Source organism: Rhizobium sp. AN73 (assembly GCF_030757975.1).
Classification (GTDB): domain Bacteria; phylum Pseudomonadota; class Alphaproteobacteria; order Rhizobiales; family Rhizobiaceae; genus Agrobacterium; species Agrobacterium arsenijevicii.
This window is the reverse complement of the sequence record NZ_JARWME010000002.1, coordinates 2,714,066-2,730,295: the sequence shown is the minus strand read 5'-3', so window position 1 is coordinate 2,730,295 and position 16,230 is coordinate 2,714,066. Positions and strand designations below refer to the sequence as shown.

12 protein-coding genes, 1 pseudogene and 2 riboswitches are annotated in these 16,230 nt (G+C 59.1%); of the genes and pseudogenes, 3 read left to right on the top strand and 10 right to left on the bottom strand.

The features are described 5' to 3' along the window. Position 1: 1 nt before the first annotated feature. The 4 genes from thiB to RBH10_RS23225 form a co-directional block, all read right to left on the bottom strand. Positions 2–1,015, bottom strand: coding sequence for a thiamine ABC transporter substrate binding subunit (gene thiB / locus RBH10_RS23240; RefSeq protein WP_281038277.1), 1,014 nt, complete (start codon positions 1,013–1,015; stop codon positions 2–4). A gap of 38 nt (positions 1,016–1,053) precedes the next feature. Further along, positions 1,054–1,164: riboswitch (TPP riboswitch) on the bottom strand. 45 nt (positions 1,165–1,209) lie between these two features. Further along, on the bottom strand, positions 1,210–1,602 hold the full coding sequence (locus tag RBH10_RS23235; protein ID WP_281038278.1) for a VOC family protein: 393 nt from the start codon (positions 1,600–1,602) through the stop codon (positions 1,210–1,212). Positions 1,603–1,695: 93 nt separating this feature from the next. Then, positions 1,696–3,522, bottom strand: coding sequence for an ABC-F family ATP-binding cassette domain-containing protein (locus tag RBH10_RS23230; RefSeq protein ID WP_281038279.1), 1,827 nt, complete (start codon positions 3,520–3,522; stop codon positions 1,696–1,698). A gap of 4 nt (positions 3,523–3,526) precedes the next feature. Next, complete coding sequence (locus RBH10_RS23225; RefSeq protein ID WP_281038280.1) at positions 3,527–4,180, bottom strand: thiamine diphosphokinase; 654 nt, start codon at positions 4,178–4,180, stop codon at positions 3,527–3,529. A 90-nt stretch (positions 4,181–4,270) separates the two neighbouring features. Further along, positions 4,271–4,347, top strand: a riboswitch (SAM riboswitch). Between the two features lie 82 nt (positions 4,348–4,429). Between RBH10_RS23225 and metA the strand changes: the two genes are divergently transcribed. Both metA and RBH10_RS23215 read left to right on the top strand, forming a co-directional pair. After that, entirely contained in the window at positions 4,430–5,356 is a 927-nt protein-coding gene (gene metA, locus RBH10_RS23220) for a homoserine O-succinyltransferase (protein ID WP_281038281.1), read from the top strand. Positions 5,357–5,532: 176 nt separating this feature from the next. Continuing rightward, the gene (locus RBH10_RS23215) at positions 5,533–6,552 is read left to right on the top strand and encodes an aldose epimerase family protein (RefSeq protein ID WP_281038282.1); all 1,020 of its coding nucleotides are present in this window, start codon (positions 5,533–5,535) and stop codon (positions 6,550–6,552) included. Positions 6,553–6,567: 15 nt separating this feature from the next. Here RBH10_RS23215 and mtgA read toward each other — a convergent pair whose 3' ends face one another. Next, the gene (gene mtgA, locus RBH10_RS23210) at positions 6,568–7,215 is read right to left on the bottom strand and encodes a monofunctional biosynthetic peptidoglycan transglycosylase (protein ID WP_281038391.1); all 648 of its coding nucleotides are present in this window, start codon (positions 7,213–7,215) and stop codon (positions 6,568–6,570) included. Positions 7,216–7,450: 235 nt separating this feature from the next. Between mtgA and RBH10_RS23205 the strand changes: the two genes are divergently transcribed. After that, positions 7,451–8,365 (top strand): polyprenyl synthetase family protein, encoded by a 915-nt coding sequence (locus RBH10_RS23205; protein ID WP_281038283.1) that lies wholly within the window; start codon positions 7,451–7,453, stop codon positions 8,363–8,365. A gap of 33 nt (positions 8,366–8,398) precedes the next feature. Here RBH10_RS23205 and RBH10_RS23200 read toward each other — a convergent pair whose 3' ends face one another. The 5 genes and pseudogenes from RBH10_RS23200 to pyc form a co-directional block, all read right to left on the bottom strand. Further along, positions 8,399–9,061, bottom strand: a complete 663-nt coding sequence (locus RBH10_RS23200; RefSeq protein ID WP_045020242.1) for an OmpA family protein — start codon at positions 9,059–9,061, stop codon at positions 8,399–8,401. A 66-nt stretch (positions 9,062–9,127) separates the two neighbouring features. Further along, positions 9,128–10,378 carry a flavodoxin-dependent (E)-4-hydroxy-3-methylbut-2-enyl-diphosphate synthase gene (gene ispG / locus RBH10_RS23195; protein WP_281038284.1) on the bottom strand — a complete coding sequence of 417 codons (1,251 nt, stop codon included), beginning with the start codon at positions 10,376–10,378 and terminating at the stop codon, positions 9,128–9,130. 120 nt (positions 10,379–10,498) lie between these two features. Next, the gene (locus RBH10_RS23190) at positions 10,499–11,689 is read right to left on the bottom strand and encodes an MFS transporter (RefSeq protein ID WP_281038285.1); all 1,191 of its coding nucleotides are present in this window, start codon (positions 11,687–11,689) and stop codon (positions 10,499–10,501) included. Positions 11,690–11,701: 12 nt separating this feature from the next. Next, a complete protein-coding gene (locus RBH10_RS23185) occupies positions 11,702–12,502 on the bottom strand; it encodes a DeoR/GlpR family DNA-binding transcription regulator (RefSeq protein ID WP_281038286.1) in 801 nt (266 codons plus the stop codon). A gap of 186 nt (positions 12,503–12,688) precedes the next feature. Then, a pseudogene (gene pyc / locus RBH10_RS23180) lies at positions 12,689–16,151 on the bottom strand (pyruvate carboxylase). Between the last annotated feature and the right edge of the window lie 79 nt (positions 16,152–16,230).

The window sequence follows — 16,230 nt, the reverse complement described above, 5'->3', positions numbered from 1 at the left end:
GTCAGTTCATGCTCATGGCCGCAAGCCATTCATCGATCCAGGCCTTGCGGTTCTTCGCCACCTCTTCCGGGTCCATCAGGAAGGTCTTCTGCGGCACGACGAGTTTGGAAAACGCCTCTGGCAACGGCGTCGACGTTGCCGCGACCGGCATCATCCAGTTGTTTTCGGGAATGGCATCCTGAAAACCTGATGTCAGCGTGAAAGCGAGGAACTGTTTCGCCAGTTCTTTGTGCGGCGCGTTTTTCAGAAGGCCGGATACCTCGATCTGGATATAATGCCCTTCGGAAAAAGCTGCCGCCTGATAACGATCCGTCTTTTCCGCGACCATGTGGTAGGCCGGCGACGTGGTGTAGGAAAGCACCATCGGCACCTCGCCCTTGGTGAAGAGGCCATAGGATTCCGACCATCCCGGCGTGACGGTGAGAATACGCTTCCTGAGCTTCGCCCAGGCCTCCGGCGCCTTGTCGCCATAAACGGATTTCACCCACAGCAACAGACCAAGGCCCGGCGTGGAAGTGCGTGGGTCCTGAATGGCGATCTTCTGTGAGGGATCGCCTTCGACGAGATCCTTGAGGCTCGTCGGCGGATTTTTTATCGTCTGCGTGTCGTAGACCACTGCGAAATGACCGTAATCATAAGGGACGAAAACATCGTCCTTATAGCCGCCTGGCACCTTGGCCGCCGATGCATCGATGCCGCTGGCGTCGAAAAGACCGGTCTGTTTCGCTTCCGCGACAAGATTGGTGTCGAGACCGACCACGACATCCGCCTTGGACCCGGCCCCCTCGAGCTTCAGACGGTTGAGCAGCGCCACACCATCGGCCACGCCGACGAAATTGACCATGCAGTCGCAGACCTTTTCAAAGGCCTCCTTCACCTTGGGGCCGGGACCCCATTCGGAAACGAAGCTTTCATAGGTGTAGACGGTCAGTTCCTGTCTGTCCTGCGCAACGGCAAGAGCGGGCAGAAACAGCGAAGCGGCAACGAGGGAATTCAGGAAAAGACGACGTCGCACGGGTACCTCCTCAAAAACGATAAGGGAAATAGCCGCTTGCCTTGAAGCCGTCTAATCCCTCCGCCGGTATGAACCGGATCAGGTTCTTCGGGTTGGCAAGCCTCTCAGCCTTTTGCACGCAAGCACAAAAGACACCCCGTTAGATCATGATGATGATGTAGTCCCGCCGTCTCTGATTGGCAAGATGGCCGCTGTCAGGCCTGGGCCGTCATATGGACCAGTTCCCAGACATGACCGTCGGGATCCTGAAAGCTGCCGGCATACATGAAGCCGTGATCCTGCACGGGTTTCCAGTTGCTGCCACCGGAGGCAAGCGCCGTCGCGATCATCCGGTCGATTTCCTCGCGGCTTCCCGCCGTCAGACAGGTCAGCACCTCGGTGCTGCGCGTCGCATCAGCGATATCGCCATTGATGAAATCGCGAAAACGCTCTTCCTGAAGCAGCATCACGAAGATGTTCTCTTCAACGATCATGCAGAGCGTGCGGTCATCCGAATATTCCGGATTGAAGCTGAAACCGAGTGCCGTGAAGAAATTTCTGGATGTCTCGATATTCTTGACGGGCAGGTTAACGAAGATCATGCGCATTTTCTGAACTCCTCCGAACCGGCATAGAAAACGGCAATTCCGCCTCCCTGTCAAAGGCGGATGAAGCGTCAATCAACAAAGCGCGCTTCACCTTCAGCCTTCCAGTTCCTCGCGCAGCATCTCCAGCTCCAGCCATTCCTCTTCCATGGTCTCGAGCTTTTCACGCAGCTTCGTCATTTCCTTCGCCAGCGTGTTGAAGGTAGCCGGATCCTTGGTGAAAAGATTGGGATCAGCCATGCGCTCCTCGCGCTTGGCGATTTCGCCTTGCGCCTTTTCCATCTCCTTCGGAAGATTTTCGAGCGCGAATTTCTGCTTGAAGGAAAGCTTGCCTTTGGCTTTTAAAGGGTCCTGCGATGCGGAGCCCGAAGATGCCGCCTTTGCCTTTTCCTGCTTCTCAGCCTTGCGTTTTTCTTCGGCTGCGCCCTTGCGCTGCGCCATCATGTCCGAATAGCCGCCGGCATATTCGATCCAGCGCCCGTCCGGCTGGTCCGGATTGGCGGGCGCAATGGTGGAGGTGACGGTACGGTCGAGAAAATCGCGGTCGTGGCTGACCAGAATGACCGTGCCGGAAAAACCAGCGACGATTTCCTGCAACAGATCGAGCGTTTCGATGTCAAGATCGTTGGTCGGCTCGTCGAGGATCAAGAGGTTGGTCGGCCGCGCCAGAATACGTGCCAGAATAAGGCGAGCACGCTCACCACCAGAGAGGTTGCGGATCGGCGTGCGGGCCTGTTCCGGCTGGAACAGGAAGTCCTTCATGTAACCCGTGACATGCTTCAATTCGCCGTTGACCAGCAGATTGTCGCCGCGCCCGTCTGTCAGATAATGCGCAAGCGTATCGTTCGGATTGAGATCCTCACGCTTCTGGTCGAGCGTCGCGATCTCCAGATTGGTGCCGAGCTTCACCGTGCCGCTATCGGGCTGAAGCTGGCCGGTGAGCATCTTCAAAAGCGTGGTCTTGCCGGCACCATTCGGCCCGACGAGACCAATGCAATCGCCGCGATGCACCCTCAGCGAAAACGGTGCGATGATCACGCGCTCACCGTAAGACTTGGTAATGGCATCGGCTTCGATAACCAGCTTGCCGGATTCCCGCACTTCCGCAGCCGTCGCCTGCACAGAGCCCTGCGGTCCCTTGTGACCGCGATAGTCCGCGCGCATGGCCTGAAGCTCACCCACGCGGCGCATGTTGCGCTTGCGTCTCGCCGTCACGCCGTAACGCATCCAGTGTTCTTCGCGCTCTATCGCCTTGCCGAGCTTGTGCTGCTCCAGCTCTTCCTCTTCCAGCACCTTGTCGCGCCATTCCTCGAAATGCGCAAAACCGCGGTTGAGACGGCGGGACTGGCCGCGATCCAGCCAGACGGTCGAAGTCGAAACCTTCTCCAGAAAACGCCTGTCGTGCGAAATCAGCACCAGCGCACTGCGCGTCTGCTGCAATTCGCCTTCAAGCCATTCGATGGTGGGCAGGTCCAGATGGTTGGTCGGCTCGTCAAGCATCAGAATATCGGGTTCGGGCGCCATGACACGGGCAAGGGCCGCACGCCGCGCTTCACCGCCGGAAAGGCTTTCCGGATGTTCCTGTCCCGTCAGGCCGAGATGCTCGAGAAGATAGGTGACACGATAGGGATCATCGCCAGGTCCAAGCCCCGCCTCGGCATAGGCCTGAACGGTGTTGTAATCGGCGAAATCCGGCGCCTGTTCCAGATAACGGATGGTGGCGGAGGGATGACGGAAAACCTCGCCCGACTGCGCCTCGACCAAACCGGCGGCAATCTTCATCAGGGTCGACTTGCCCGAACCGTTGCGTCCGACAAGGCAGATGCGGTCGCCCGGCTCCACCTGAAGATTGGCACCGTCGAGCAGCGGGGTCACGCCGAAGGTCAGCTTGATGTCATCGAGTTTCAAAATTGGGGGTGCCAAGGCGTCAGGCTCCGGTCAGATCATAAGGGCGGGCGAGGACGATGGCTTTGCCGCTTTTCAGCGAAAAATGCACAGGGCCGCCATTCGCGACATTGGAAATAGTGCGGGAAGAGCCGAAAGCAAGCGCGAAATCCTCAAGCGGATAACGCACATTGCCGATATCGAGCCCCGCAAGGTCGGTAAACCCGGCAACGGAAAACAGCGAAGCGGGCGGCAGATCGAGATCAAACGAGCCGGCGAGCAGCGGGCGGGCCTCCTCTTCACCGGAGGTCAGCGTAACCTCCAGACCGCGTTCGGCAAGCGCCACCGCGTAAAGAAGATGCTGAAGCGCGTGGTCGCTTCTCGCTCCACCGAGCGCACCGGCCAGCACCAACGAACACGCGCCGCGGGCAAGAGCCTCCGACACCGCGATTTCGCCATCGGTCACGGCCTTCGCGGTGGGATAGGGTTGCCGCTCCACATCGGGCCAGGTGTCCAGCAGGTCTTTATTGGTGGAATCGAAATCCCCCACCCAAAGCTCCGGCGAAAGGCCAAGCGGTGCGGCATGGCGCATGCCGCCATCGGCCGCAATCACACGGCTACCCGCAACCGCCGCTTTCAGGCGATCGGTAACGGTGACATCGCCGCCAAGCAGAATGGTGAAGCGTTCTTTATCCATGCCCTGCCTTATCGCACCTCAGATAAAAATGGAAAGGCAGAAACCCGATGAAATCAGCCGATATTGATTTTCGTCGGCTTCGGGATTATGAAACGCCTCAGTGGTGATTTGCCGACCGGCTTGCAGCCACTTTAAAGAAGTCGCTAAAGGGTCGAGGAAAAGGGCAATTTCCTGGGACCGGCTGCGATTTCGCTGCCGGTTTTTTTGTTTTCGCAACGTTCTTTACGTCATCCGAAAAGAGAGTTCGACATGCCGATCAAGATTCCCGATACGCTTCCCGCTTACGAAACCCTCGTTCATGAGGGTGTGCGGGTCATGACCGAAACGGCGGCCATCCGGCAGGATATCCGCCCGCTCCAGATCGGGCTTCTCAATCTCATGCCGAACAAGATCAAGACGGAAGTGCAGATGGCGCGCCTCGTTGGCGCTTCGCCGCTGCAGGTAGAGTTTTCGCTGATCCGCATCGGCGGCCATCGCGCCAAGAACACGCCGGAAGAACACCTTCTCTCCTTCTATGAGACCTGGGAGGAAGTGCGCCACCGCAAGTTCGACGGTTTCATCATCACCGGCGCCCCCATCGAACTGCTGGACTATGAAGACGTGACCTACTGGAACGAGATGCAACAAATTTTCGAATGGACGCAAACCAACGTCCATTCGACGCTGAACGTCTGCTGGGGCGCGATGGCCGCCATCTATCATTTCCACGGCGTGCCGAAGTACGAGCTCAAGGAAAAGGCTTTCGGGGTTTATCGTCACCGCAATCTTTGCCCTTCGTCGATCTATCTGAACGGTTTTTCGGACGATTTTCAGGTTCCGGTCTCGCGCTGGACGGAAGTACGCCGCGCTGACATCGAAAAAAATCCGAAACTCGAAATCCTGATGGAGTCAGAGGAAATGGGCGTGTGTCTGGTGCATGAGAAAGAGGGCAACCGTCTCTACATGTTCAACCACGTCGAATATGATTCGACCTCGCTTTCAGATGAATATTTCCGCGACGTGAACTCCGGCGTTCCAATCAAGCTGCCGCATGATTATTTTCCGCACAACGACCCGGAACTGGCACCGCTCAACCGCTGGCGCAGCCACGCCCATCTGTTTTTCGGCAACTGGATCAACGAGATATACCAGACCACACCCTATGATCTCGAAACCGTCGGCGAATTGGCCGCTTAAAGCGCGTCGCGTTTGGTCAAACGCATGCGACGCGCTTTCGTCTTTGTTTTAAGCATGTCTTTGTCCCAAAACCGCGGGACACTTTTGGGAGACATGCTTTGAATTGCGGGATTGCGAATTGCCGGAAAATGACGCAACGTCCGCCCGGCAATTCATAAAAACTTGGAGAATGAGGAATGAGCGACGCGGCGGCACGGGAGAATTTCGGTTTCACGGCGACCGGTGAAAAGGTCGAACGCGTCATCATCTCGAAGGGCGGATTGACAGCCAAGGTCATCACCTGGGGCGCGGTCATTCAGGATTTGCGCCTTGAGGGCCACCAGCCGCCGCTCGTTCTCGGCTTCGATAAATTCGAGGACTACAAATATTCGTCCTATTTCGGCGCCACCCCCGGCCGCAATGCCAACCGTATCGGCGACGGCAGGTTCTCGATCGACGGGCACGAATATCAGCTTGAACTGAACGAAAAAGGCGTCACCCATCTGCATGGCGGCAGCGACGGCATGGGTAAACGCAACTGGATGCTGATGGAACATGGCGAAAGCCATGCGGTCCTGCAGATCATCGATCCCGACGGCCGCGCCGGTTATCCCGGCAATTGCACTGTCACGGCCACCTATACGATCCTCGACGGCGGCGTGCTTTCGGTGGTCTATGAAACGGTGACCGACCAACCGACCATCGCCAATGTCTGCCAGCACTCCTATTTCAACCTCGACGGCGCAGATACCGCCCTAGGGCACGAAATTAGCATCGCCGCTGACTTTTACCTGCCGACCAACGACAAACAGATCCCGACGGGCGAAATCCGCTCCGTTGAAGGCACGGTCTTCGACCTGCGCCACCCGACGCCAATGCGGCGCAAGGAGAATGGCGAGCAGGTTCTCTACGATCACAACTTCTGCCTTTCGCCCGAGCGTCGTGCCAAGCGCAAGGTCGCCCGCGCCTATTCGCCCGCCTCCGATATTGCCCTTGAGGTTCACACGACAGAGCCCGGCGTGCAGTTCTATTCGGCATTCAAGCTGGACGTTGCCGTTCCGGGCCTCGATGGCCGCCACTATGGCCCCTTCGCCGGTTTTTGTCTGGAAACGCAGATTTGGCCTGACGCCGTCAATCACCCCGACTTCCCCTACGCGATCCTGCGTCCCGGCGAGACCCTGCGTCAGGAAACCGACTATATTTTCAGGAAGGGCTGAGGCGCCTGGCGGACTTCAGTTCAGCACGCATCCGACATAGCTGCCCGATGCCCGGGCGCGTCGCTCGATAAGGCCGGCAAGGCGCTGCAAACCGCGCCCCGGCTTGCTGGCGACGCGATCGATGGGATTGGGCAAGGAAACGGCAAGCAGCGCTGCCTGACGGGAGTTGAGCTTTGCGGCCGGCACCTTGAAATGGTGCTGCGCGGCGGCCTCGATGCCGTAAATGCCCGGCCCCCATTCGGCGACATTGAGATAAATCTCCATCATCCGCTTTTTCGACCAGACGAAATCGGCCCCGATCGCCAGCGGCAACTCCATCGCCTTGCGCAAAAACGACCGGCCGTTCCAGAGAAACAGGTTCTTGGCCGTCTGCATCGGAATAGTGCTGGCGCCACGGGTGGAAGCCCCCTCAAGCGCATCGCTGACGACGGATTGCATCTGGTTCCAGTCCACACCGCCATGGAAACAGAACTGCCCATCCTCGGACATCATCACGGATTGGATAAGGCGCGGTGAAATATCCTCGAGCGGCACCCAGCGCCGGTCATATCCCTGCAATGTCACAAGATCGGCAAGCATCAACGTCGAGACCGGCCGGACAAACGGCAACGCATAAACCGGGATCAGCAGATAGGGCAGGATCAGCAACGCCAGCAAGGTCATGATAATACGCTTTGCCAACGTGCGAAAATCCACCTTCGGACTGCTCCGGTCTTCCGCCAGCACGGCGTAATCTGCGTCGCTTTCAGGCGTACTGCTCAATATTCGTCAAAGCCCCGCACCATTCGAAGCCTTTCATATTCCATTGCCGCCTTCAAGGCGAGTCCGGTCAGGCAGTTGCCCCGGGGAATAACGAAAAGGTTTGCCTGCATTCGCGCGGCATGCCAAAGAGCGCGGCATGGACGCTCAGATGACGAATTTCGAAACGAGGCTGCGCGATAACGCGGCAAAGACCGAAGCCTTGCTTGGCCGCCTTCTATCCGGCGAAGCGCGCGCGGACGAGATCACGCGTCCGCAAAACCTGCTCGACGCCATGCGCCATGGCGTGCTGAACGGCGGCAAACGCCTGCGACCTTTCCTCGTCATCGAAAGTACTGCCCTGCTCGGCGGAGACGCCGAAGCCGCCCATTATGTCGGCGCCGCACTGGAATGCCTGCATTGTTATTCGCTGGTCCACGACGATCTGCCGGCCATGGACGACGACGATCTGCGTCGCGGCCAGCCGACGGTGCACCGCAAATTCGATGAGGCAACCGCCATTCTTGCGGGCGACAGCCTGCTGACGCTGGCTTTCGATATTATCGCCTCGGACGAAAATCCCCTCGGAGCGGAACGCAAGGCCGCCCTCGTACTCGCACTTGCCCGAGCAGCAGGCATCGGCGGCATGGCGGGCGGGCAGGCGCTCGATCTTGCTGCGGAAAAGAAGGCACCTGATGAGACCGGCATCGTGACATTGCAGGCTATGAAAACCGGCGCTCTGCTGCGTTTCGCCTGCGAGGCCGGCGCGATCATTGCCGGTAGCGACGTTTCGGAACGGCAAAGACTGCGTCTTTTCGGTGAAAAAATCGGCCTCGCCTTCCAGCTTGCCGACGATCTTCTGGATCTGACGGCAGATGCCACCACCATGGGTAAGGCGACCGGCAAGGACGCCGCACGCGGCAAGGGAACGCTGGTGGCATTGCGCGGCGAAGACTGGGCGCGTCGCAAACTTCAGGAACAGGTGAGCGAAGCCACCGAACTTCTGGCCCATTATGGCGAAAAGGCCGCGATTCTCATCGCGGCCGCAAGGTTCATCGCCGAGCGAAAAAGCTGAGCCGGGTTTCCCGTTCAGCTTCCCTTCACCCAATTAGCCCTTGAGGGGCGAAATCAGCACTTCGACGCGACGGTTCTGGGCGCGGCCATCCGGCGTTGCGTTCGAAGCGATCGGCTGCGACGGACCGAAGCCGAGCGTCGAAATACGGCGCTGATCGACGCCGCGTGCGCCGAGATAGTTTGCAACAGACGCCGCACGACGCTCGGAAAGCGCCTGATTGTGCTGCTGGCTGCCGGTGGAATCGGTATGGCCGTTGATGTCGATCAGCGTGCGGTTGAATTTGTTCAACACGATGCCGACGGAATCGAGCGTCTGATAGAACGGCGGGATGACCTGATCCTGATCCGTCGCGAAGGTGATGTTCGACGGCATGTTGAGAACGATGCTGTCGCCACGGCGGCTAACGGAAACGCCGGTTCCCTGCAACTGGGCGCGAAGCTCGGCCTCCTGGCCATCCATATAGTTGCCGATGGCGCCACCGGCGAGAGCACCGATGCCGGCGCCGATAAGGGCTGCGTTACGGCGACCGACCGGCGAACCGCCGACAGCCAGACCACCGAGAGCACCGACAACAGCGCCGATGCCAGCACCGCCGGCAGTGTTCGACATCTTCTGCTCACCCGTATAGGGATCGGTGGTGGTGCAGGCGGAAAGATAGGTCCCGCAAAGGGCAACGATCGCGATTTTTTTGATCATGTGTTTTGATGCTCCGAAGGGTTCAGGCGGTATGACAGTGGAATTCCGGCATTTTCACGGTAGTTTTTACTCCGCAGCATCTTTCCGGCCAAAACGCTTTTCGATGTAATCGATCACAAGCGCTTCAAAATCGGCGGCGATGTTGGGACCACGCAGGGTGAGTGCCTTCTCTCCATCGATGAAGATTGGTGCGGCGGGGCTTTCGCCTGTGCCGGGCAGCGAAATGCCGATATCGGCATGTTTGCTTTCGCCGGGACCATTAACGATGCACCCCATGACGGCGACATTGAGCGCCTCGACGCCGGGATATTTCTCACGCCAGATCGGCATGTTCTTGCGAATATCGTTCTGGATGTTCTGGGCAAGTTCCTGAAAGACGGTGGACGTGGTGCGCCCGCAGCCGGGACATGCCGCAACGACCGGAATGAACTGGCGGAAACCCATGACCTGCAGCAGTTCCTGCGCCACCTGCACCTCGCGGGTGCGGTCGCCGTTCGGCTCCGGCGTCAGCGATACGCGGATCGTATCGCCGATACCATGTTGCAGCACGTAACCCATGGCGGCGGACGAAGCGACGATGCCCTTGGAACCCATGCCCGCTTCGGTGAGACCGAGATGCAAGGCGTGGTCGGACCGCTCCGACAGCATGGAATAAACGGCGATCAGGTCCTGCACCTGGCTGACCTTGGCCGAGAGGATGATGCGGTTGCGCGGCAGGCCGATCTCTTCGGCAAGCTCGGCGGAAATCAGCGCCGACTGGACGATGGCCTCGCGGGTGACCTGACGGGCGGAGAGCGGAAACCCCTCCTCCTTGTTCTTGTCCATCAGCGTCGTCAGCAATTCCTGGTCGAGCGATCCCCAGTTCACACCGATACGAACCGGCTTGTCATAACGGATCGCCATTTCGACAATCTCGCCGAACTGCTTGTCCTTCTTGTCCTTGAAGCCGACATTGCCCGGATTGATACGGTATTTCGCCAGCGCCTCGGCACAGGCCGGATGATCGGCCAAAAGCTTGTGGCCGATATAGTGGAAATCGCCAATCAGCGGCACGTCCATGCCAAGACGCAGCAGCCGTTCGCGGATTTTCGGCACGGCGGCAGCGCTCTCGTCGCGGTCGACGGTAATGCGCACCAATTCCGAACCGGCCTGGAAGAGTGCCGCCACCTGCTGCACGGTGGCGTCGATATCCGCCGTGTCGGTATTGGTCATGGATTGCACGACGACAGGTGCACCGCCACCCACGATGACGCCACCCACGTCGACGGCGACGGATGCGCGGCGGGACTTGGGATCGTAATCGGCGTGTGACGTCATGGCGGTCTCTGAAGCTTGCGGCAAGGTCTGGCAATTGAGGTGAAACAAGGGGGCCTGCTTGTCAACACCCAACGCATAAGAGCTTCTACTTTACCGCAATCATGGCAAAATTCGAGACGCCTATTCCTTGCCCGCACCATCCGCATGCCGGGCGAGCCGCGAAAGCAGCAAAACCACCACATGCAGCAACGGCAGAGCGACAAAGACGCTGGCAAGGCCGGTATGTTCGGCAATGAAGCCGATGGCCGAAGGCGCGACCAGAATGCCTGAATAGCCCATGGTGGTGACGACCGACAGGCCGATGCCGGGCGCCAGCCCCGGCATATTGCCCGCCGCCGAAAAGGCAATCGGCACCATGTTGGAAATACCAATGCCGGCAATGGCGAAACCGATAATCACGAAGGTGGAATTTCCCGCAAGGCCGGAAATCAGAAGACCCACAATCGACATGACCGAGCAGAATCTCAGCGTATTGACCGCGCCGAACCGATCACGCACCAGATCGCCGGCAAAACGCATGGCCGCCATCGTCATGGAAAAGGCAGCGAAGGCGAAACCGGACTGCGATACGGAAGCACCCAGTTCGTTGCGCAGATAAAGAGCGCCCCAATCGAGGATCGCACCTTCCGGGATCATCGAAAACAGCGCCATCAGGCCAATGATCCACGGCAGAGGCGTTAGCGGCAGGCCACCTTTCGGGCGCTCCTCCTCGGCATGCGGACGATCCGCAAGAACGCGCGGCCATGCGAAGACCAGCAAGACAAGGGCAATAACCGTCAGCGCGATAGCATGCCCCTGCACGCCAATCGCCGTGATGAGGTAACCGCCAAGACCGGCGCCGATCAGGCCGCCGAGGCTCCAGAAAGCATGGCATGACGACATGATGGCACGGCGCATATCACGCTCGACCGCCACCGCATTGGCGTTCATGGCGACATCCATCGCCCCCGTCAGGCCGCCGAACAGGAAAACCGCAATCACGCCCGCCCAGACGGTGTTGGCCCAGGAGATGAAAAGCAGTGTCGGCAAAAAGATCGCCGCCGTCACGAGGCTAACGGTACGCGATCCGAAACGCGCAATCTGCGAACCGGCAATGGGCATGAAAACCAGCGAACCGATGCCGAACACCAGAATGATGAGGCCGAGCGCGCTTTCACTGAGGGATAAGCGCCCCGCAAATTCCGGAATTTTGGGTGCCCACGATCCCATCATGAAACCGTTCATCAAAAACAGCAGGGACACACCGAGCCTGTGGCGCGTCAGATAGGACGAGCGCTTGACCGTCGGCGAAAATGTCGTGGGGCCGTTCATCGGTAGTATCCTTCAGACTTGACCTTGGGAGAGTTGGACGGCGTCATCGTCGCCGCAATGAACTTGTATGCCTTTTGCCGATAACGCTTCGACCAACGCACGGTCGGCGTCGTGTTCCAGCACCAGGGAGAGAGGCGGGGAAAAATCATGCACGTGAAAAGCCGCCTTGTGGCCCAGCTTTTCCGTGGTGATGGCGGCAACGATCCGCTGGCTGGCGCTGCACGCGAGCCGCTTGAATACAGCATCCTCGAAAATATCCGCCGACAGGCCGGTCTCGATCGCAACGCCGCAAACACCGAGGATACAGAGGTCGGGCCGCATCAGTTCGAGTTGCCGCAACGCCATGGCGTCGATAGCAGCACCAACGGCCGGATCGACCTTGCCGCCGATCAGAACGAGATCGATATCGGCCCGTCCCGTCAATTCAGCCGCGATGGCAGGCGTATTCGTCACCACCGTCAATTTGAGGCCGGCGGGAATGGCCCTTGCAATGGCAAGATTTGTGGAGCCGGCATCGATGAAGACCACCATACCCGGCTCGAGAAGCGGAACGGCTGCGCGCGCCAGTGAGGCCTTGCGATCGGCATCCTCCGCAATCCGCGTCTTCAGCGGCACCGTCTTGCTGTCGGAAAGCAACGCCCCACCATAAACGCGCAGGCATTCCCCACGCGCCGCCATCTCGCGCAGATCCCGGCGGACCGTATCTTCCGACACACCGAAGTTCTGGGCCAGATCCTGCGCAAGCACACGGCCGCTTTGCCGCAACTGCGCAAGGATGAGCGCCTGCCGCTCGCTGACAAAATGATCGTTCATTGAGACTCATGCATAAACGGGAATAAACGTGCACGAACATGCATATTTGAGTTTTAGCAAAGGCGCAACAAAAAAGCCCGCCGAGGGGCGGGCATTGTCGAGGGTGATGGACGGCCATCACCAATAACAACGCCCGCCAAAAAAAGGCGGGCGTCCGACTTCGTATCATTCGATCCAATACGCCTTTTATTCAGCGTAAGCGATCAGCAGGTCCTTCGCGTCGATCTGGTCGCCGGGGCGCACCAGAACCTCAGCAATCTTGCCATCGCGTTCGGCGTGAAGCGCTGTTTCCATCTTCATGGCTTCGATCGACAGGAGCACGTCGCCGGCCTTAACCTCCTGGCCCTGATTGATGAAGACACGGCTGATAACACCCGGCATCGGCGCACCGATATGTGACGCATTGCCGGGTTCGGCCTTGCGACGCACGGCAGACCCGGAAGCGCCATGGGCGCGGTCCGGTACCTTGATGCGACGTGGCTGACCGTTGATCTCGAAGAACACCGTCACCATGCCCTTATCGTCAGTGCCGGACGAGGCCTGATTGACGATGACAAGCGTCTTGCCGCGTTCGATATCGGCAAACAGCTCTTCGCCATCCTCCATACCGTAGAAATAGGCATGGGTCGGCAGGACGGAAACCGGACCATAGGTCTCGGCGGTGAGTGCGAAATCGGTGAACACCTTCGGGTACATCAGATAGGATGCGAATTCGAAGTCGTTCACCGGGCGCTCGAGCTTGGTTTCGATCGCCTTTCTTTCCGCGCCAAGATCGGCATCCGGCAATAGCGAACCGGGACGGACGGTATAGGGCGCTTCACCCTTCAGCGCTTTTTTCTGCAGGGCTTCAGGCCAACCGCCGGGCGACTGCCCGAGATCACCCTTCAGCATCGAAACCACCGAGTCGGGGAAAGACACTTCACGATCGGGGTTTTCGACATCGGCGACCGTCAAATCCTGGCTCACCATCATCAGCGCCATATCGCCGACGACCTTGGAAGACGGCGTCACCTTGACGATATCACCGAACATCCGGTTGGCGTCGGCATAGGCCTGCGCCACTTCGTGCCAGCGGCTCTCGAGACCAAGCGAGCGTGCCTGTTCCTTGAGATTGGTGAACTGGCCGCCGGGCATTTCATGCAGGTAGACTTCCGAGGCGGGTCCCTTGAGATCGCTTTCGAAGGCCGCATATTGATTGCGCGCCGCCTCCCAATAGAAGGAGATGCGACGGATCCATTCGGTATCGAGACCCGTATCGCGCTCCGACCCGGCCAGCGCCTCAACGATGGAACCGAGGCAGGGTTGGGACGTATTGCCCGAAAGCGCGTCCATCGCAGCATCCACCGCATCCACGCCCGCATCGACCGCGGCAAGCACAGTCGCAGCCGCAATACCGGATGTGTCATGGTTATGGAAATGGATCGGCAGGCTGGTTGCTTCCCTCAGCGCCTTGAACAGCACCTTGGCGGCAGCAGGCTTCAGAAGCCCCGCCATGTCCTTGACGGCGATGATATTGGCGCCAGCACGTTCCAGCTCGGCAGCGAGATTGGTGTAATATTTCAGATCGTATTTCGGACGCGCCGAATTGAGGATATCGCCGGTGTAGCAGATGGCTGCTTCGCAGAGTTTGTTCTCCTCGGCGATCGCGTCCATCGACACCCGCATGTTTTCCACCCAGTTCAGGCAGTCGAACACACGGAACAGATCGATACCGCCCTTGGCGGCCTGACGAACGAAATATTTCACGACATTGTCGGGATAGTTCTTGTAACCGACGCCGTTCGCGCCGCGCAGCAGCATTTGCAGAAGCAGGTTGGGCGCGCCTTCGCGGATCAGAGCCAGACGCTCCCACGGGTCTTCCGTCAGGAAGCGCATGGAGACGTCAAAGGTGGCACCGCCCCAGCATTCCAGCGACAGAAGTTGCGGCAAAGCTTTGGCGTAAACGCTTGCCACCCCGGCAATGTCGTGGGTGCGCATGCGCGTCGCCAGCAGCGACTGATGGCCGTCGCGCATCGTCGTATCGGTCACCAGCACGCGTTTTTCGTTGCGCATCCAGTCGGAAAAGCCCTTCGGCCCCAACCGGTCGAGCAATTGCTTGGTGCCATCAGGCACCGGCGCATCGATGTAAGGAACCACCGGCTTTGCGGCATTTGCCGGCGGCTTGACGCGACCCTTGGTTTCCGGATGGCCGTTCACCGTTACATCGGCAAGATAGGTGAGCAGCTTTGTCGCGCGATCCTGCCGCTTGACCTGCGCGAACAGTTCCGGCGTCAGAATCGATGAAGCGCGTCGTATAGGTGTTGTTGCGGAAACTCGAATGCCCGATGATGGCTTCGAGGAAGGTCAGGTTGGTCGCCACACCACGAATACGGAATTCGCGCAGCGCACGGTCCATGCGGCTGATCGCTTCATCCGGCTGCGGCGCCCAGGCCGTTACCTTCACCAGAAGCGGGTCGTAATAACGGGTGATGATCGCTCCCGAATAGGACGTGCCGCCATCCAGACGAATGCCGAAGCCGGAAGCCGAGCGGTAGGCCGTGATCCGGCCGTAGTCGGGAATGAAGTTGTGTTCCGGGTCTTCCGTGGTGATGCGGCACTGCAGCGCATGACCGTTGAGGCGGATATCCTCTTGGCGAGGCACGCCCGATTCCGGCGTGCCGATTGCGGCACCTTCCAGAATATGGATCTGCGCCTTGACGATATCGATGCCGGTGACGACTTCGGTGACGGTATGTTCCACCTGAATACGCGGATTGACCTCGATGAAGTAGAATTTGCCGGTATCGACATCCATCAGATATTCGACCGTGCCGGCGCCGATATAATTGGTCGCGGCGGCGATCTTCAGGGAATAGGCTGCCAGTTCCTGACGCTGCGCTTCACTCAGATAGGGCGCAGGCGCGCGCTCGACCACCTTTTGATTGCGGCGCTGGATCGAACAATCGCGCTCGAACAGATGCACGACATTGCCATGGGTATCGCCGAGAATCTGGCTCTCGACGTGACGGGCACGCTCGAGCAGCTTTTCGAGATAAACCTCGTCCTTGCCGAAGGCGGCCTTCGCCTCGCGCTTGGCCTCGGTGACCTCGCGTGCCAGATCCTCCTTTTTGCGGATGGCGCGCATGCCGCGACCGCCACCGCCCCAGGAGGCCTTCAGCATCACGGGATAACCGATCTCTTCGGCAAGTCGCTCCACCTCGGCGATATCGTCCGGCAGCGGACTGGTTGCCGGAACTACCGGAACATCGACCGAGATCGCCAGATTGCGGGCGGCGACCTTGTTGCCGAGCTGGCGCATCGTGTCCGCCGTTGGTCCGATAAAGGTGATGCCCGCCTTGTTGCAAGCCTCTACGAATTCGGGGCTTTCAGACAAGAGGCCGTAACCGGGATGGATAGCATCCGCACCGGAAAGCTTGGCGACCCGGATGACCTCCTCGATCGAAAGGTAGCTCTCGATCGGTCCCATATCCTTGGCGAGATGCGGACCTCTGCCGACCTGATAACTTTCATCCGCCTTGAAGCGGTGCAAAGACAGCTTGTCCTCTTCCGCCCAAATGGCGACGGTTTTTATCCCCAGCTCGTTCGCTGCCCGGAAAACACGGATCGCTATTTCGGAACGGTTGGCAACAAGTATTTTCGATATCTTCAAGACGGTCTCCCCACACGCCAAAACAGAATTTCTGCTGCACTGCGGAATTAAGCAGCAAAACCCCGTCTTGGAAAGGGCA